The sequence below is a fragment of the Pseudomonas gingeri genome, assembly GCF_013385425.1.
GTDB classification, from domain to species: Bacteria; Pseudomonadota; Gammaproteobacteria; order Pseudomonadales; family Pseudomonadaceae; genus Aquipseudomonas; species Aquipseudomonas gingeri_D.
In genome coordinates, this window is sequence record NZ_JACAQA010000043.1 from 20,356 (window position 1) to 36,907 (window position 16,552).

The 16,552-nt window shown below is 60.7% G+C and carries 15 protein-coding genes and 2 pseudogenes; 13 read left to right on the forward strand and 4 right to left on the reverse strand.

Going from position 1 to position 16,552, the window contains the following annotated elements:
• Window positions 1-44: 44 nt before the first annotated feature.
• The 6 genes and pseudogenes from HX830_RS30745 to HX830_RS30770 form a co-directional block, all read left to right on the forward strand.
• The gene (locus tag HX830_RS30745) at window positions 45-515 is read left to right on the forward strand and encodes an arsenate reductase ArsC (protein ID WP_177104530.1); all 471 of its coding nucleotides are present in this window, start codon (window positions 45-47) and stop codon (window positions 513-515) included.
• Window positions 515-874: pseudogene (locus HX830_RS30750) on the forward strand (NAD(P)H-dependent oxidoreductase); the annotation flags it as partial. The gene HX830_RS30745 and the pseudogene HX830_RS30750, both read left to right, overlap by 1 nt.
• 249 nt (window positions 875-1,123) lie before the next feature.
• Window positions 1,124-1,726, forward strand: coding sequence for a TetR/AcrR family transcriptional regulator (locus tag HX830_RS30755; RefSeq protein WP_152741937.1), 603 nt, complete (start codon window positions 1,124-1,126; stop codon window positions 1,724-1,726).
• Between the two features lie 392 nt (window positions 1,727-2,118).
• Window positions 2,119-2,808 carry a type 1 glutamine amidotransferase domain-containing protein gene (locus HX830_RS30760; protein ID WP_152741938.1) on the forward strand — a complete coding sequence of 230 codons (690 nt, stop codon included), beginning with the start codon at window positions 2,119-2,121 and terminating at the stop codon, window positions 2,806-2,808.
• A 131-nt stretch (window positions 2,809-2,939) separates the two neighbouring features.
• The gene (locus HX830_RS30765; RefSeq protein WP_177104534.1) at window positions 2,940-3,632 is read left to right on the forward strand and encodes a phytanoyl-CoA dioxygenase family protein; all 693 of its coding nucleotides are present in this window, start codon (window positions 2,940-2,942) and stop codon (window positions 3,630-3,632) included.
• Window positions 3,633-3,783: 151 nt separating this feature from the next.
• Window positions 3,784-4,638 (forward strand): annotated as a pseudogene (locus tag HX830_RS30770) (AMP-binding protein); the annotation flags it as partial.
• A 77-nt stretch (window positions 4,639-4,715) separates the two neighbouring features.
• Here the strand turns inward: HX830_RS30770 and HX830_RS30775 are convergent.
• Window positions 4,716-5,627 (reverse strand): LysR family transcriptional regulator, encoded by a 912-nt coding sequence (locus HX830_RS30775; protein WP_152741941.1) that lies wholly within the window; start codon window positions 5,625-5,627, stop codon window positions 4,716-4,718.
• Between the two features lie 606 nt (window positions 5,628-6,233).
• On the opposite strand from HX830_RS30775, the gene HX830_RS30780 reads away from it, so the two are divergent.
• The 4 genes from HX830_RS30780 to HX830_RS30795 all read left to right on the forward strand — a co-directional run bounded on the left by HX830_RS30780 (window position 6,234) and on the right by HX830_RS30795 (window position 9,331).
• The gene (locus HX830_RS30780) at window positions 6,234-6,422 is read left to right on the forward strand and encodes a DUF1843 domain-containing protein (protein WP_103496827.1); all 189 of its coding nucleotides are present in this window, start codon (window positions 6,234-6,236) and stop codon (window positions 6,420-6,422) included.
• 33 nt (window positions 6,423-6,455) lie between these two features.
• Complete coding sequence (locus HX830_RS30785; protein WP_100941713.1) at window positions 6,456-7,088, forward strand: DUF1842 domain-containing protein; 633 nt, start codon at window positions 6,456-6,458, stop codon at window positions 7,086-7,088.
• A gap of 52 nt (window positions 7,089-7,140) precedes the next feature.
• On the forward strand, window positions 7,141-7,722 hold the full coding sequence (locus tag HX830_RS30790) for a DUF1842 domain-containing protein (protein WP_103496829.1): 582 nt from the start codon (window positions 7,141-7,143) through the stop codon (window positions 7,720-7,722).
• 145 nt (window positions 7,723-7,867) lie between these two features.
• On the forward strand, window positions 7,868-9,331 hold the full coding sequence (locus HX830_RS30795; RefSeq protein ID WP_103496830.1) for a GDL motif peptide-associated radical SAM/SPASM maturase: 1,464 nt from the start codon (window positions 7,868-7,870) through the stop codon (window positions 9,329-9,331).
• On the opposite strand, the gene HX830_RS30800 is transcribed toward HX830_RS30795, so the two are convergent.
• The 3 genes from HX830_RS30800 to HX830_RS30810 form a co-directional block, all read right to left on the reverse strand.
• Window positions 9,332-9,970: a DsbA family protein gene (locus tag HX830_RS30800; protein WP_177104546.1), complete on the reverse strand. Its 639-nt coding sequence runs from the start codon at window positions 9,968-9,970 to the stop codon at window positions 9,332-9,334. It abuts the gene before it with no gap.
• A gap of 105 nt (window positions 9,971-10,075) precedes the next feature.
• Window positions 10,076-10,975 carry a LysR family transcriptional regulator gene (locus tag HX830_RS30805; protein ID WP_103496832.1) on the reverse strand — a complete coding sequence of 300 codons (900 nt, stop codon included), beginning with the start codon at window positions 10,973-10,975 and terminating at the stop codon, window positions 10,076-10,078.
• A gap of 115 nt (window positions 10,976-11,090) precedes the next feature.
• The gene (locus tag HX830_RS30810) at window positions 11,091-12,308 is read right to left on the reverse strand and encodes an MFS transporter (RefSeq protein WP_177104548.1); all 1,218 of its coding nucleotides are present in this window, start codon (window positions 12,306-12,308) and stop codon (window positions 11,091-11,093) included.
• A 292-nt stretch (window positions 12,309-12,600) separates the two neighbouring features.
• Between HX830_RS30810 and HX830_RS30815 the strand changes: the two genes are divergently transcribed.
• The 3 genes from HX830_RS30815 to HX830_RS30825 are packed head-to-tail and all read left to right on the forward strand — an operon-like array spanning window position 12,601 to window position 16,491.
• Window positions 12,601-13,800 carry a c-type cytochrome gene (locus HX830_RS30815; RefSeq protein ID WP_371317558.1) on the forward strand — a complete coding sequence of 400 codons (1,200 nt, stop codon included), beginning with the start codon at window positions 12,601-12,603 and terminating at the stop codon, window positions 13,798-13,800.
• Entirely contained in the window at window positions 13,797-14,279 is a 483-nt protein-coding gene (locus HX830_RS30820) for a (2Fe-2S)-binding protein (RefSeq protein WP_177104553.1), read from the forward strand. Before HX830_RS30815 ends, HX830_RS30820 begins: the two co-directional genes overlap by 4 nt.
• Window positions 14,263-16,491, forward strand: coding sequence for a xanthine dehydrogenase family protein molybdopterin-binding subunit (locus HX830_RS30825; RefSeq protein WP_177104555.1), 2,229 nt, complete (start codon window positions 14,263-14,265; stop codon window positions 16,489-16,491). The genes HX830_RS30820 and HX830_RS30825 overlap by 17 nt, the downstream gene beginning before the upstream one ends.
• Window positions 16,492-16,552: the final 61 nt, after the last annotated feature.

Here is a 16,552-nt window from a genome sequence, read left to right on the forward strand (position 1 = left end):
TACCCCAGGCCCTGCGGTTGAGCATCCAAGCCCAGGAGCAAATGATGAAAGTTCTGTTCATGTGTACCGCCAATAGCTGCCGCAGCGTGCTCAGCGAAGGCCTGTTCAACCTGATGGCGCCTGAAGGGATGACGGCCGTCAGTTCCGGAAGCTTCCCCAGCGGGCGCTTGAACCCTCGCGCGGTAAGCACCTTGCAAGGGCTTGGCGTGGACACCTCGGGACTTTATAGCAAGGGCTCGGAAAGCTTTGCCGACAATCCGCCGGACCTGGTGATCACCGTGTGCGACAAGGCCGGCGGCGAGCCCTGCCCGGTGTACTTCGGCCCCGCCATCAAGAGCCACTGGGGCTTGGCTGATCCGTCTGACGTCAGCGGCACGGATGAAGAGGTCCAGGCCGCATTTGACGCGACGGTCGCGCACATCCGCCAGCGATTCGCCGCCTTTTTCTCTCTCGATTTCAAAGCGCTCAACCCTACGGAGTTGAAGCAGGCGCTGGACCGGATTGGTGAGCTCTGATGAACGAATTTACCCAGGAAAACCCCAGCGATGCGCCGAACCTGGACCTGTCACTGTTCGATATACCTAGCGATGATCGGCTCGCCCAGTACCGCCCGCCCACGCACAAGCCGCGCATTCTTTTGCTCTATGGATCGACTCGCGAACGCTCCTTCAGTCGGTTGCTGACGGAGGAAGCGGCACACATCCTGACGCTGATGGGCGCCGAGACGGTCATCTTCGATCCGTCCGGTCTGCCCCTGCCCGATGATGCGCTCGTGGACCATCCCAAGGTGCGGGAACTGCGCGATCGGGTGATGTGGTCCGAGGGCCAGGTCTGGTGCTCACCTGAACGCCATGGTTCGATGTCCGCCGTGTTTCATCGCCTTGGGCCGACACATTGACCTCGGTGGTGGTCGGCATCCGGTCCGAGCACATGACCTCGCGCGGCCGTTGCGAGCATTTGCATGTGTTTGACAAGAGCAGTGGGTTGCGGATCAGTTGATGCGATTGGCCTCTTGCTGGCGCTTGTTGATCTATTGACCTGGAAATCCAACACCCGCCGCATGACGGGGTTAAAACAAGACCCCCTAGTAGACCGATCGACTAGGAACCACTACCATCGCCCCATGAACACTCCAAAGACTCGCGAAACATCTGATGTCCGCCAAGGAATCCTTGATGTAGGCCAACGAATCATGGCCGCCAAAGGGTATACCGCCGTGGGCCTGAACGAGATCCTGGCCACCGCCGGTGTGCCGAAAGGATCTTTCTATCACTACTTCGGCTCGAAAGACGCGTTTGGCGAGGCCGTGCTGGAAGACTATTTCGAGTCCTACCTCGACGATATCGATCAGACGCTCGCCCAGCCCAACCAGACGATGGCCCAGCGGTTGCTGAACTACTTTCACATCTGGCAGGCCACCCAGTCCTTTCAGAATTGCCAGGGCAAGTGCCTGGCGGTGAAGTTGGGCGTGGAAGTTGCCGACCTTTCCGAAACCATGCGCGCCGTGCTCCAGCGAGGCACGGCGGGCATTATCGATCGCCTCACGAATGCGATTGAGATCGGTGTGGCCGAAGGCTCTCTGACCATCACCGGTAATCCTCGCAACGTTGCGCAGAGCCTCTATCAATTGTGGGTCGGCGCCAGCGTCATGGTGAAGATTACGAAAAGTGTCCAGCCCTTCGAGACGGCGATAGCCACGACCCGCCAGATTCTCAACCTGCCCTGAATCATGGCATGAGTGGTGTATCGCCCATCGTGGTGCTGCACTGCTCGCGTTACTCTCCCCCCCCCAACGTCAATCCACTGTCCTTTCGCGACACCTCATCGCGTAGGAAAAACCCATGAGAAGCGTTGCGCAAAAAGACCTAAAAAAATACTAGACGACTGGTCTAATGGAAGATACTGTAGCCACACATTCACCCCACCCGACAAAAAGGAATACAGCGTAAAGTGCCATCAAGCCACGTAGCGATGCTGTTCTATCCACAGCACGTCGCGGAGCTGATCATCAAGGCTACCCAATAATTTTTCTTCGCCCAGGCCATAGACGACCAGTCTAATTAAAACGCTCGATTTGTCGTGATCCCACGGCCTCAAACTGAAAACAGGACGCTCAAAATGAAAATTCTCATGGTACTGACCTCCCACGACACACTTGGCAACACTGGCCGTAAAACCGGCTTCTGGTTGGAAGAACTGGCAGCGCCCTACTACGCCTTCCTCGCCGCCAATGCAGATATCGTCCTGGCCTCGCCCAAAGGTGGCCAGCCGCCGCTCGATCCGAAGAGCAACGAGCCATCGTTCCAGACCGACCTGACCCGCCGCTTCGAGAGCGATGCCGTGGCGACCGCCCTGCTCGCCAACACCGTGCGACTGGACAGCGTCTCCCAGGGTGATTTCGACGCGGTGTTCTACCCAGGTGGCCATGGCCCATTGTGGGACCTGGCTGAAGATCCAAAATCGATCCATCTGATCGAGGCGTTCCTGGCTGCCGGCAAGCCTGCTGCCCTGGTGTGCCACGCTCCGGGCGTGCTGCGCCACGTGAAAAAGCCTGACGGTACGCCACTGGTTGCAGGCAAAAAAGTCACCGGTTTCACCAATACCGAGGAAGAAGCTGTAGGCCTGACCGACGTAGTGCCCTTCCTGGTTGAAGACATACTGGTCGCCAACGGTGGCCTGTACTCCAAGGGCGATGACTGGTCCTCCCACGTCGTCAGTGACGGTCTGCTGATCACCGGCCAGAACCCGGGCTCGTCCACCGAAGCCGCTCAGGTCCTGATCGCCAAGCTGAACCCGCTCAACGCCTGAGCCCGCCCTTGACGGGAGACGGGCAAACGTCTCCCGCCGGTGTGGTCACCACCGTGGAAGCCCCGTATGCTGCAAAATCGCCATGGGCCGGTTCTGCAGGAGGCGTGGGTGGCAAGGGACTTGAGGACACTATGACTGACCGCGAGCAACTCCATCGAGAGGGCTATGTGCTGCTGCGCCGAGCGATCCCGGCCGAGTGGCTGGATGAGCTTCGCACCGTATTCGATGCAGGCGTGAAACCGTCGGATCAATGGCCAGTACCGCGGGGCATGGATTGTCGCCACTCGTTGTTGGACGATGACTCCAGGGTTCAGGCGGTGTGCCGCCTGCCGGAGTTGCTGGCGGTGGTGGGTGAGTTGATCGGAGAACGATTCTTCCTCTCCCAGGTGGAGGGTCGCGAGCCCCTGGCCGGTCGCGGCCATCAACAGCTGCACCGCGACTTGTCGGCCCAACGGCCCGGCGACATGGTCGGCGCCCTGGCTTATTTTGACGACTATGGCCCCGGGAACGGCGCGACACGGATCGTCCCCGGCAGCCATCGCCCCGGGCAGGAAGAACCACCCTTCGACTTCAATGACGAGTCCCGGTCCGTGCAGCTTTCAGGCTCCGCGGGAGACATCCTGGTTTTTGATGTCGATCTGGTGCATGCGGGCAGTCTGAACGTCATCGGCGCACGCCGTCGCTCCATCCTGATCAGCTATTTCTCGGAACCCCTATACGCGTCGCACCTGGAAACAGTGGGGCTGCGAAATATTCGGATGGACACGAGCGATCGGTTCGACCCCGCGGACTTTGCCTTGAAGGGCGATTCAAACAACGCTTGAGATGCCTGAAGTTATTTCTCATGGACGCAAATCCACACCTGACGGACTATGCCGCTCAATGCGGTGAAGACTCGTAGTGCTCGCTCTAAACAGGGCAGTTGGCGTCGACGACTGACCAGGAAATCCGCGATCAGCCACGCAGGAGCCGAGCATGAATATCGCCAACTGGCTGGACGACGCCGGCCTTCGTTACCCGGAGCGTCCGGCCTTGTTCGAGGGACGACGGCAAGTCGCCAACTACGGCGTGTTTGTCGACCTGGTCCGGCACCGTGCCGGGTATCTGATCGACGAGCACGGCATTGCCCCCGGCGATCGGGTCGCGCTGTTCATGATGAACTGTTGCGAATACCTCGAACTGCTCTATGCCATCTGGTGGGCCGGCGCGGTGGCGGTGCCGATCGACTGCAAGCTGCACCCCGTCGAGGCCGGCTGGATCGTGCGCAATGCCCGGGCCCGGCTGATTTTGACCGATGGCGGCCAGGTGTTCGCGCCCGGGGCCCTGCCCCAGGCGTGTCGAGAGCTGGATCGGGAGGACATGGGCGCACTCACCTCAATCACTTCGCCGCCGGACACGCCCTGCCCGCGTCAGGCCGATGACCTCGCCTGGCTGTTCTACACCTGCGGTCCCACCGATCGCTTCAAGGCGGTGATGCTCAGCCATGGCAACTTGACGGCCATGTCACAGGGCTATTCACCCGATGTCGATCCGATCGACGCCGATGAGGCCGTGGTCTATGCAGCGCCGATGTCTCACTGTGCCGGGCTCTATAACCTGATCCATGTACGCCGGGCCGCTCGCCATGTCGTCCCGGAGTCTCGCGGATTCAAGGTCGACGAACTGTTCGAACTGGCGAGCGGATTCGGCGATATCACGTTGTTCGTGGCCCCCGCCATGTTCACCTGCATGGTCGAGCAGGCCCGCCACCAAGGCTACGATGGCGGGGCAATCAAGACCATCATCTATGGCGATGCGCCCATCTACCCGACAGAACTGCGTAACGTACTGCTCAAGAACAGCTACGGCGAACTCCTCAAGACGGAGCTGCGCCTGTGGTTGAACACCAGTGCCAACGACACCGCCGATCACTGAAGCACATTTTCGATACCGGGCTTGGAACGGCTGCGTACAGGGTGCGCGACTCGCTCATGCAGGCCCAACGCGACCACATCGTTCAGTGCCTGGCTCGACAACTCCGGGTTGTTGACCACCAATCGCACTTCGAGGAAATCCTCGAAATCAGGAAAGATGCTCAAGCCGTTACGCAGGGCCGCCTCGCGGGACACCATGCCGAGGCCGTCCATCTGCGTGATCAACGAAAGGGTCAGGATTTCGCTGCCGGAGTAGATCATCCGCTGGGCGGATTCATAGCGCCCCAGGCCGGCATCGAGAAAGCGCGAGAAACTGTGGGAATACGGACAATCATCCGCCGGACGAACCAGAAACTTATTACCCAGCAGCACCAACGGATCGCGCTCATCACCACAGTGGGCGCCCACCACCCGGATATGCACATCCGGCAGCACAATACTCGGCAATCCGAGCTTTTGCGGGCCGATCAACACGGCCAGGTCGAAGCCTTCGTTCTTGAGTTTGCTGAGGTTTTCCATCGACTCGGCGTAGCTGAATTCCAGCTGATGGTCAGGGAACACCTCGATCAGGCGCCCGATCATTCTCCGATTGAAGTCCTCCGACAGCGTGGTATTGAGCGCCACCTTCAGGGTGCGTTGCCCAGGCGCCTTCAGCGCGGTGACTTTCTCTTCCATCTGTCGCGTGGCGACCAACACCTTGTCCATGTAGGGCGTGAGTTCCGTGCCCTGGGGGGTCAGGGTCAAGCCCTTGTTGGAGCGCCGAAACAGGCGAAAACCAAACTGCTCTTCGACCTTGTTCAACTGCGCGGCCAACGCCTGCACCGTCAAACTGGACTGCTCCGCGGCCGCCGACAACGAGCCGGTCTGCACGATGCGCATCAGGTTGCGTAAGATTCTAGTGTCCATGGGCTGATGCCCTCTAAGGTGAGCTGGCGATTGTCGCGTACCTTGCGGTCTATAGGGCGCCATTTGATACAACGGCTCACAGCGCACGCTTCCTGAAAATGAACCGACATGACCGTTCGGCGCTTTTTTTGGCACGATCGAAAATTCATATCTAGGGTTACGTAACTGGCGAAATGCCAGTCTGCGAGTATCGGAAAACCTGCTGTTACCGACAGCTAATACCCAAGAAAATCAGGGATGGTTTGTGCTTGCGATCATCTATTCGCTCGCCCTGAGTGACGAGTTGATCCATGCGTTTCGTTGTTTTCTCTCAAGGATAGAAAGATGACCAACGTACTATCGATTCGCACGTTTTTTTCACATCCCCTCCTGGCCGCCGATCATCACAATCCGGTCATCAAGACGCCCCCGAACATTACACAGTCAGCGTGGGCAACTCAACGGCGCGATTGAATCGTCGCCCACCACCGGTGCCTTCGCTAACGCGCAATTGCAAGCGGCCATTGTCGACGGGCAAAACATCGCCACGAAACGGGGTCAGCGTGCATAAGGGTGCCCTCCTTCCCGGAAGGAGGGTTTGGCAACACCACGGAAGGATCCATCGTTATGAATCGTTCAACGCCCCACGCTTTACCTCCTTACGGGACCGCCATCCAAGGCGCGATCGAGGAGGGCAATCTGCAGCAGATGAAAGCGTTGCTGAAGCAACGTGACTCAACGAAGCCGCAACCGCAAGACCTGCAAACCGCGTATGAAAAGCTGGCCAAGGAAGTTTCCCGTTTAGAGAAGCTTTAGGGCCTTTCTCTCAATGCAATGGAGGCAATAACTATGTCTGGTTCTACTCAGCAACTTGTCGGCTTGTTCCCACTCAGTTATCGAATTGGCACCTCGGCCCCCGGGGCACAAAGCCTGACGCTCAATCTGCTGGTCTTTACGCCCGAGCAGAGTGTCAGTGGTACTGCCATCGTCACCCAGGCGATCAACCCGCCGCTCGATCTACAGTCGGATGTCTGGGGTGAATACACCTACATGACGGTCATGTCACCGGCCGTCAGCAAAATCCTGATTACCGCTCAAGGCAACCACGGCGGCCCCACTGCGAACACTGCCGTGAACTTCAAGTTGCACCTGGTGGTGGGCAGTGACTGGAAAGAAGGCGTGGCCAGCTACCACTACCAGGATGGCCAGCACCGGGTCAGTGTCAACAACGTCCCCGCCCACCTCAATGAACCGGTGCAATCCCGCTTCTTCCCACCCATGGGCCCTGGCCCGGTCATTCTGCCCTACCCACCGATTATGCCCCTGTACGCCGCGCCGATTCAGAGCGCCATTGCCAGCGGCGACCTGGCCCAGATGAAACACCTGGCCGGCCTCGCCAAACAGCAACTGGAGCAGCAACCCCAGTTGCAGAGCGCACTGGAAGCCGCGAAGGGCGAAATCAGCAGGCTGGAGCGGCGCTGACTGGCGGCGCGATCAGATTGAACTGTCCGCATACAATCAAGGGAGTTGCACCATGTCGATTGGACTTTTTCATACTCGCCTCATCACCCATACCCCACTGCTGGGTGCGCCGGTACTTACCCTCGATCTGCTGGTCGATACCGCTCGCAAGACCGTCACCGGGATTGCCAGTGTGTTCGCCAGCACCTACCCAACGGTTAATTTCCGCGCCAAGGTCTGGGGCAATTACTCCGAGGCCAAACTGACAGCCTCGGTGGAGAACCACATTGTCCTCACCTTGGAGGGTGGCCCAAGCAGACCGCCCAGCCAGATCGCCGAGACGTTTCATCTCAAGGGGATCCTCGGCGCGGATTGGGCCAGCGGGTTTGTCGACTATAACTACTTCGAGCATGGCCAAGAGCATTACGTCAGGCACGCCGCTGTCAGCCAGGCCCCCGTCGAGCAGCACGAGCCTGGGAGGCATCCCGTACTGCCGCTCTACGCCGTGGCGGTGCAGCAGGCACAAGCCAGTGGCGATCTGGCGCAACTGAAATCCGTTGTGCACCTGGGAGAGCAGCAACTGGCGCATCACGGTGTGCTGCAAAGCGCCCTCGAGCAATTGAACGCGGAAATCGCGCGCCTGGAAGCACGCTAGTCCGCTTTGCCCGGGCGAGGCCGATTCTGGTCTCTCCCGGGTCTTTCCAACCAGAGGCAAATCCAACCGCGCCATCGACGCTAGGGAAGGCGCGAACACTTCGATGGACTCGTATCGCGCCGTGCCCGCGCGCAAGGATTTTCCCATGTCAGACAACCGCCCTGCCCGTTATCTCAGTGAGACCGACCTCAAACGCTACGTACCGGTTCATGTGGTCTGGGAAATCACCCTGGCCTGCGACCTCAAATGCCTGCACTGCGGCTCACGCGCGGGCCATCGACGTCCCGATGAACTGAACACGCGCGAATGCCTGGAGGTGATCGACTCACTGGCGGCTCTCGGTACACGAGAGATCACCCTGATCGGTGGTGAAGCCTATTTGCGCAAGGACTGGACGCAGCTGATCCGGGCGATCCACGATCACGGCATGTACTGCGCCATACAAACAGGCGGACGTAACCTGACGCCCGCCAAGATGCAGGCCGCGGTCGACGCCGGCCTCAATGGCGTCGGCGTTTCGCTCGATGGTCTTGCCCCGCTGCATGACGCGGTACGCAATGTCCCGGGCTCCTTCGACAAGGCCGTGGACACCTTGCGCCGCGCCAAACAATCCGGGCTCGCCGTGAGCGTCAACACGCAGATCGGCGCGGCCACCCTGCCGGATTTGCCGGCGCTCATGGACACCATTATCGAGCTGGGCGCCACTCACTGGCAGATCCAGCTCACGGTCGCCATGGGCAATGCCGTCGATCACCCGGAGCTACTGCTACAACCCAGCCAGTTGCTTGAAGTGATGCCGTTGCTGGCGCGGCTTTACCGGGAGGGGGTCGATCGCGGCCTGCTGATGAACGTGGGCAACAACATTGGCTACTACGGCCCTTACGAACATCTCTGGCGCGGCTTTGGTGACGAGCGCGTGCATTGGAGTGGCTGCGCCGCCGGCCAAACGGTTCTGGCACTTGAGGCCGATGGCACGGTGAAAGGCTGCCCTTCCCTGGCCACCGTCGGCTTTTCCGGCGGGAACGTGCGCAATATGAATCTGCACGACATCTGGCATTACAGTGAAGGCATGCATTTCGGGCGCCTGCGCGGCGTCGAGGACCTGTGGGGTTATTGCCGCAGCTGTTACTACAACGATGTGTGCCGCGGTGGCTGCACCTGGACCTCACACTCCTTGCTGGGCAAGCCAGGCAACAATCCTTACTGCCATTACCGTGCGCTGGACCTGGAAAAACAAGGGCTGCGAGAACGAATCGTGAAAATCGAGGACGCCCCGCAGGCCTCCTTCGCGGTCGGGCGTTTCGACCTGATCACCGAGCGTATCGACACCGGTGAAAAAGTCAGCAGCGTCAGCGATAGCGGTCAGGTGATCAAACTGGCCTGGGCCAATCAAGGGCAGAAATCGCCGGATGAAGGACGCATTCCCGTGCAACTGGCCCTGTGCCGTGGCTGTTTGCAATACATCTATCCCCACGAGTCGACCTGCCCGCACTGCCAAGCGGATGTGGCTGCCGCAGAAGCGGAACACCAGGCCAACCGCACCAGACAACAGGCCATCATGAACACCCTGACGGGTCTCCTGGGGATTGCACCCAGCACCTTGATGTAGCTATTGCGCAACGAGGTGCTGGCTACGGGGAGGTTTGAGCAGCGTTGCCAAGATGGCGGATGGCTGCGCGCCGCTGATTACCGTGCCGCCGGACTGGATGGCTGGTGTCAGGCGCCCACACCATGCGCTGGTTTCGCGTTCGGCCTCCACAAGCGCCTTGACGCCGTCTTCGCTGCGCAGAAAGTTCATGGCCAGGTGCCGCTCTTCGGTGTCTTGCGGGAGCAAGGCAACCAGCGACGCTGGATCGCTGATGTCCTTGCCCTCGCAAAAAAGCGCATGGTAAATGCCTTCAAACAGGGTTTGGGTGTATTGCCCCCTATCCCTCTGCCACCGCATGAGCCGAAGCGCGCGTTCCGTATCCGGCACCGTGGTGATCAGGCTGAAGTCCAACGAAATACCGAACTGCGCGGCGGCAAGGGAAAGGGCTTCTTCATGGCCTTTGGCTTGGCTGCCGAAGCGATTCTCCCGGTAGGTGCGATAGTCCATGCCGACCTGGGCTGCCGGGTGCGACCGACACGCCTGGTAGTCGACTGGCAGGATGACCCCGGTGGTAGCCATGGCTTGGCGCAGGCGTTTTTCACCGACCCAACACCAGGGATTGAGAAAATCAAAGGCCAAGGCGATGAACGTGTTTTTCATGTGGATCGACCGAAATGTCCAGTGACCCGACTTTAGGTGAAATGACTCGCTCCGAGTAGATATCCGCAGCGCAATGCAGTGTTGCGTGGGCGCTGTCATCCCCCCTCAGTAGCTGAGGATTTCCTCGAGAAAGGCGATAAAAACCTTCACCCGGCTGGATCCTCGATGGTTTGGCAAATACAACACATTGATCATGCCATTGGCCTCGCCCGGGTTGGCCTCGTAGTTGGCGAGTACGCGGGTCAGAAGTCCTTGGCGCACATCCTCGGCCACCAGCCAATCCGCCAGCAACGCAATGCCTCGGCCACTCAAGGCCGCCTCACGGAGGATATCGGCATTGTTGCTTTCAAGCCGTCCCTGGACATTGATGCGAATGCAATCTTCCGGGCTGCGAAAAACCCAGCCCTGATGCAGGCCCTCGTAATCGAAGCGCAAGCATTCGTGATTCAAAAGCGCCTGTGGCTGCAAGGGAATGCCGGCTCCGGCCAGATAGTCGGGGCTTGCAACGATCCAGCGTTCGAACCGGCCGATCGGTTTACTGATAATGTCTTCGCTGGCCAATGAGGAGCCCAAGCGAACGGACAGGTCGATTCGCTCCTTCAACAGATCGGTCATTTGGTCGCTCAGCGACAGGCTCACGTCGAGTTCTGGATACTGGGCAAGCAAGCGCCCTATGTGCGGGGCTATGACCCGCCGGCCAAACTCGACCGGTACGCTGACCCTCAGGCGCCCGCGGGCCACGGCGTTGCGGTCGGCAACGGCCGTGTCGGCCTCGGCGAGGGCATCCAGGATAAAAAGAGCCTTTTCGAAGTACGCTTGTCCCGCGACGGTGGGGCTGGTACTACGCGTCGTACGATTGAGCAACGACGCGCCCAACTCCGTTTCGAGGCTGGCGACCTGGCGAGTGACGGATGAGGTTGAAACGCCGAGTTTACGCGCCGCGGCAGAATAGCCACCGCAGCGCACGGTTTCGACGAACATAGTCAGCGCAAGCAGTTTGTCCATGGCCCAAACTCCGATGTTGTGAGCGACTGGACCCAGTGGCTCAACCGATATACCTGGTTGGATGCATTCTGAACAAGCCTCGCGTGTTTGCCTTGAAGGGTTGTGCTGGCAAGCCTCACAACTTCGCACTAAAGCGCAGGCGGCTGAAAAACAGCACGGCCGCCACGGCGGGTATCAAAGCAGCCAGGCAGACGAACAGATTCCATCCCAGGCGTTCGTAAAGCGGGCTCGCCAGCACCGAGCCCAAGGCTCCGCTAAGGAAAATACTCGTCATGTAGACCGCATTCAAGCGAGCGCGACTATGCGGATCAAGAGCATAGACCTCACGCTGTCCCAGCACCATGTTCAGTTGAACGGCAAAGTCCAGCAGCACGGCGCTAACCACCAGCCACAGGTAACCCGAGGCCGGCAGTGCCGCGATCAATAGCGATGCCGGCGCCAGTAGCAGGGCGATGAGGCTACCCCGCTGCGTATGACCGGCATCCGCCAGGCGTCCTGCAATCGGAGCCGCTATCGCCCCGACCGCGCCCACCAGGGTAAACAGGGCTACCTGTGTTTGGCTGAAATGGTGATGACGGATGAGTTCGACAGGCGCAATCGTCCAGAAAATGCTGAAGCTGGCAAAGAGCAATCCTTGATACAAAGAGCGTTCGCGAAGCACGGCATAACGGCGCGCGAGGCTGAAGATCGAACCGATCAACGCCCCGTAGCTGGCACGGTGAGCGGGCATTCGTTGCGGCAGGGCAACCCCCATCAAGAGCGCGATCATCGCCATCAGGGCGGACGCACCAAAGAACACCCCGTGCCAGCCGAACGACTCGGTGAGCGTGCTGGCAATCGGGCGGGAAAGCAGAATCCCCAACAGCAAGCCACTCATGATGTTGCCCACCACCTGGCCGCGGGATTTTTCCGGCGCCATATGCGCCGCCAGTGGCACCAGGATCTGCACGGCCACCGATGTGAGGCCGATCAGCAACGAACAGATCAGAAAGGCTGAAGGCGTCTGGCTCAGCGCGGCACCGGCCAGGCACAAGGAAGCCGCCAGCGAGAAGCCAACCACCAGCCGACGATTTTCCATCAGGTCGGCCAGGGGCACCAAAAAGAACAGACCCAATGCGTAGCCGAGCTGAGTCAAGGCAACGATGAGGCTGGCGTGCTCGCTTGACAGGCCAATCTGCGGCGCAATCAGTTCAACGATGGGCTGGGCGTAATACAGGTTGGCGACGACGGCCCCGCAACAGAACGCAAGCAAAACGACCATCGTGGTGGACAGGGTTGGCGACGTGACAGGCGTCGCCTTCAGATCAGACGTTGTGGAGCTGCCAAGGGACATGGCCACACCTCATTAGGGGTTGAATGGATGGCGCTAGCCTAGGTGCCTGTTTGCAACTTAGGAATCAGGCGGCGGAGCAACACTACGATGCGCGAGGCGCAATGCTCGGCGCAGGTGCAGTTGGCGCAACACACTGTTGCGCGGCGAGGTGATACCCCGCTTCGGCATGCCTGCCTACCCTTCCCGTTTCGAGCACAACGCTGGCGAAGGATGAGCAAGCATGAACAAGAAAGGTCTGTGGCTAGGTGGGCTTACCCTCGCCGTCTGTGGCGCCGCTTTAGCCGGTGCACTGATGTGGCGACCCTCCCTGCCCCCCGTCAAGCAACCTGCGCCGCGCAATGCCGAGCAGATCCGGCGCGGAGCGCTGGTGGTCGAGGCCGGCGATTGCGCGGTCTGCCATACGCGCCCGGGTGGCGAGTATCTGTCCGGCGGACTCCCGCTGGTGACCCCCTTTGGCACGCTCTACAGCACCAACATCACACCCGACGATCGCACGGGTATGGGTCAATGGTCCCTGGAGGCGTTCGAGCGGGCCATGCGTCACGGCGTATCCCGTGATGGGCATTTTCTGTATCCGGCGTTTCCCTATGCCCATTATCGCCGCATGAGCGAGGACGATCTGAAAGACGCTTATGCCTATTTGATGAGCGGACCGCCAGTGGACTCGCCCGCCAGGCCGAACCAGATGAACTTCCCCATGAACATTCGGCCGCTGGTTTCGTTCTGGAACCTGCTGTTCCTTCATGGCGCACAAGCACAACCGGAGTCCGGGCAAACGGCGCAATGGAGTCGAGGCCGGTATCTGGTCGAAGGCGCCGGGCACTGCGCGGGATGCCATTCACCGCTCAACCTTTTGGGCGCCGAAAAGTCTGGGCAATCGCTGGCCGGCGGTACGGTCGATGGCTGGGAGGCGCCTTCCCTGCTGGGTTTGGCCCAAGCGCGCAAGCCCTGGAACAGTCAGCAACTGGTGGACTATCTGCGCGGCGAGGTGGCGGCCGATCATGGGGCGGCGGCCGGCCCCATGAGACCGGTCAGCCTGGGCCTGGGGAAAATGCCCGTCAGTGATGTGCAGGCCATTGCCGAATACCTGCTGAGCCTGGGTGCGCACACTCCAGCTGAAACACCCTCGCCGACGCCTGACACCCGAGCGCTCGACCCGACGGCACGCAATGAAGGGGCCGCCCTCTTCCAGGCGGCCTGTGCCGGCTGTCATGGCGCAGGCGCCCCCATGCGTTTGATCGACGGGCGTCCTGATCTTGCCGACACCTCGGCCCTGCGCTCCGCCAGTTCGCGCAACTTCGTGAAGACGGTACGGGAGGGCATCGCCATGACCCCGGGCGCTTCAGGCCCCGGCATGCCGGCGTTCGCCGCCCTTCTCAACAACGCCCAACTCACGGTGCTGGCGACATACCTGCGCGCTCGCGCCGAGCCGAATCATCCCTGGGCCGACCTCCCGGAAACTATCGACGACTTACGCGAGGATGCGCAATGAGCCGCATGACCCTGAATGTCAATGGAGCGTCCCACGTGCTGGACATCGACGCCGACACGCCCCTGCTTTATGCCTTGCGCAACCAGCTTGAGCTCAATGGCGCAAAGTATGGCTGCGGGCTTGGCCAGTGTGGCGCCTGCACGGTGATCGTCGACGACAAGCCGATCTTTTCCTGTGTCACCCCTTGCTCAAGTGTGCAGGGCAAAAAAATCCGTACCGTGGAAAGCCTGGGTACAGCCGATCAGCCCGGCGCCTTGCAAAAGGCCTTTATCGAAAAACAAGCCGCACAATGCGGCTACTGCATCGCCGGAATGTTGATGCGCGCCCAGGCACTGCTGGAGCGCAATCCCAACCCTGACGAGCAGACAATCACCACTCACATGGCGCCGAACCTCTGTCGTTGCGGTACACATTTGCGAATCATCGAGGCCATCCGTGCCGTCGCCGCGTCGGGAGCACACCATGAAGAGCAACGCTAACGTCGATCTCGGGCGGCGCGCCTTCCTGCGCAACGGTTCCTTGCTGGTGGCGTTCTCGCTGCTACCGGTTGCCGGCAATGCATGGGCCGACACCGAGGTGGATACCCTCGGCACGCTGGTCCTGGCTCCAGACCTGGCCGGCAGCTTGCGCAGCAACCCTTACCTGGATGCCTGGATACGCGTCGATGCGCAGGGAATAACCGTCTACACCGGTAAGGTCGAACTGGGTACCGGAGTGAAAACCGCCTTGTTACAGATCGCCGCCGAGCGTCTGGAAGTGGCGCCCGATACCATCAACATGCTGACTGCCGACACCGCGCTGACACCCGATGAAGGCTATACCGCGGGGAGTCACACCATCGTCGACAGTGGCACGGCGTTATTCAATGCCGCGGCCCAGGTGCGCCAATTGCTGGTGGAGTCCGCGGCCAGGCATTGGCACGTCGAGCCTGATGGGCTGGTGACCCGTGATGCGCTGATTCAAGGGCCCGACGGGCAGCGCATGAGCTACTTCGAGGCCGTCGGCGGCGTGGACCTGCATCGCCATGCGCTGCCGAAATCGCCAGCAAAGGCCCCTGGAGAATTCAGCCTGATCGGGCACTCACTGCCTCGCCTGGACATCCCGGCCAAGGTCAGTGGCGGTGCCGCATTCGTACAAGATATGCGTTTGCCAGGCATGCTGCATGCCCGACTCATCCGGCCACCCAGGCCAGGTTGCCAACTGCTGTCGTTTGATCCCGAGGCCTTGCAAAGCCTGCCTGGTGTGGTGCAGGTCGTTCATGACGGCAACTACCTGGCCGTGGTTGCGAAGGACGAATGGCAGGCCGTGAAGGCGATGCGCGCGGGGTATGCGCAGGCGAAATGGAGCGAAGGCGTTGCGCTGCCCGACGCACGCAGCATCCATGCGTTGCTCCCGCACTTGCCATCGCGCCGTTACCCCATCAGCCACACGGGCAGTCCGGCGGCGGCCCCCGGACCGGGTTATCGGGCACGGGTGACCAAGCACTATCTCATGCACGGTTCTATCGGCCCGTCCTGCGCGGTGGCCTGGTTAAAGGACGACGTGCTCACTGTCTGGACCCACTCCCAAGGTGTCTATCCGCTACGCGCGGGTATCGCGCAAATGCTCGGCTTACCCCTGGAACGGGTTCGCTGCATCCATACCGAAGGGTCCGGCTGTTACGGCCATAACGGCGCGGATGACGCGGCGGCGGACGCCGCCCTGATTGCCATGCGCGTGCCCGGCTCTCCCGTGCGGGTTCAATGGATGCGCGAGCAGGAAAACCTCTGGGAGCCCTACAGCTCGGCCATGATCACCGAGGTGCAGGCAAGCCTGGATCAAGACGGCCGGATCCAGGATTGGGCCTACGAACTGTGGACGACCCCGCACAACGAACGCATCGTCAATGCCGGTCGCCTGTTGCCGGCACGCTTGCTCTCCAAACCCTTCACCTCGGCCCCATCGGTGCCTATCGCACAACCGGAAGGCGACGGTGATCGTAACGCCGTGCCCCTCTACAACACGGCCTCGACCCGTATCGACATGAACTTCATCACCCTGATGCCATTTCGCACCTCGGCGATGCGCTCCCTGGGTGCGCACATCAATGTCTTCGCGATCGAAGCCTGCATGGATGAGCTGGCGGCGCGCGCCGGTGTGGACCCCGTCGCTTTGCGCCTCGCCCATTTGGATGACCCTCGCGCTCGGGCGGTGATAGCGCGAGTGCGGGACGACTTCGGCTGGACAACCCAGCCCGTCAAGCCGGGCGTGGGGGTCGGCTTTGCCTTCGCGCGATACAAAAACATCATGGGGTATTGCGCCCTGGCGGTGCAGATCAACGTTCACCCGCAAACCGGTGACATCGTGGTTGATCGGGTGGTCACGGCCGTGGATGTCGGACAGATCGTCAGCCCCGATGGCCTGCGAAACCAGATAGAGGGTGGGATTGTGCAATCCACCAGTTGGACGTTGTTCGAAGCCGTCGATTTTGATGCCGCAGGCGTCCGCAGTTACGACTGGAGCGGTTATCCGATCCTGCGTTTTCCACAATTGCCACGGCGTGTCGAAGTGCATTTGCTCGATCAGCCAGGCCAGCCATTTCTGGGCGCCGCGGAGATCGTGCAAGGCCCGATGGCGGCCGCCCTCGGCAATGCCCTGGCCCACGCCACTGGCCGACGGCCTTTACAACTGCCCCTGACCCGGTCGCTTTGAGTGCGGCCACCATGACCGAGCGTGAGCGCGGTCATGGTGGCCTCTACCCAGACCGGTGTTG

Bases quoted from the DNA above. Each gene is read 5' to 3' on its own strand.
- HX830_RS30820 (WP_177104553.1), top strand. From the start codon at position 13,797: ATGAGCCGCATGACCCTGAATGTCAATGGAGCGTCCCACGTGCTGGAC.
- HX830_RS30765 (WP_177104534.1), top strand. From the start codon at position 2,940: ATGACTGACCGCGAGCAACTCCATCGAGAGGGCTATGTGCTGCTGCGC.
- HX830_RS30800 (WP_177104546.1), bottom strand. From the start codon at position 9,970: ATGAAAAACACGTTCATCGCCTTGGCCTTTGATTTTCTCAATCCCTGG.
- HX830_RS30790 (WP_103496829.1), top strand. From the start codon at position 7,141: ATGTCGATTGGACTTTTTCATACTCGCCTCATCACCCATACCCCACTG.
- HX830_RS30755 (WP_152741937.1), top strand. From the start codon at position 1,124: ATGAACACTCCAAAGACTCGCGAAACATCTGATGTCCGCCAAGGAATC.
- HX830_RS30745 (WP_177104530.1), top strand. From the start codon at position 45: ATGAAAGTTCTGTTCATGTGTACCGCCAATAGCTGCCGCAGCGTGCTC.
- HX830_RS30805 (WP_103496832.1), bottom strand. From the start codon at position 10,975: ATGGACAAACTGCTTGCGCTGACTATGTTCGTCGAAACCGTGCGCTGC.
- HX830_RS30795 (WP_103496830.1), top strand. From the start codon at position 7,868: ATGTCAGACAACCGCCCTGCCCGTTATCTCAGTGAGACCGACCTCAAA.
- HX830_RS30760 (WP_152741938.1), top strand. From the start codon at position 2,119: ATGAAAATTCTCATGGTACTGACCTCCCACGACACACTTGGCAACACT.
- HX830_RS30780 (WP_103496827.1), top strand. From the start codon at position 6,234: ATGAATCGTTCAACGCCCCACGCTTTACCTCCTTACGGGACCGCCATC.
- HX830_RS30815 (WP_371317558.1), top strand. From the start codon at position 12,601: ATGTGGCGACCCTCCCTGCCCCCCGTCAAGCAACCTGCGCCGCGCAAT.
- HX830_RS30810 (WP_177104548.1), bottom strand. From the start codon at position 12,308: ATGTCCCTTGGCAGCTCCACAACGTCTGATCTGAAGGCGACGCCTGTC.
- HX830_RS30775 (WP_152741941.1), bottom strand. From the start codon at position 5,627: ATGGACACTAGAATCTTACGCAACCTGATGCGCATCGTGCAGACCGGC.
- HX830_RS30785 (WP_100941713.1), top strand. From the start codon at position 6,456: ATGTCTGGTTCTACTCAGCAACTTGTCGGCTTGTTCCCACTCAGTTAT.
- HX830_RS30825 (WP_177104555.1), top strand. From the start codon at position 14,263: ATGAAGAGCAACGCTAACGTCGATCTCGGGCGGCGCGCCTTCCTGCGC.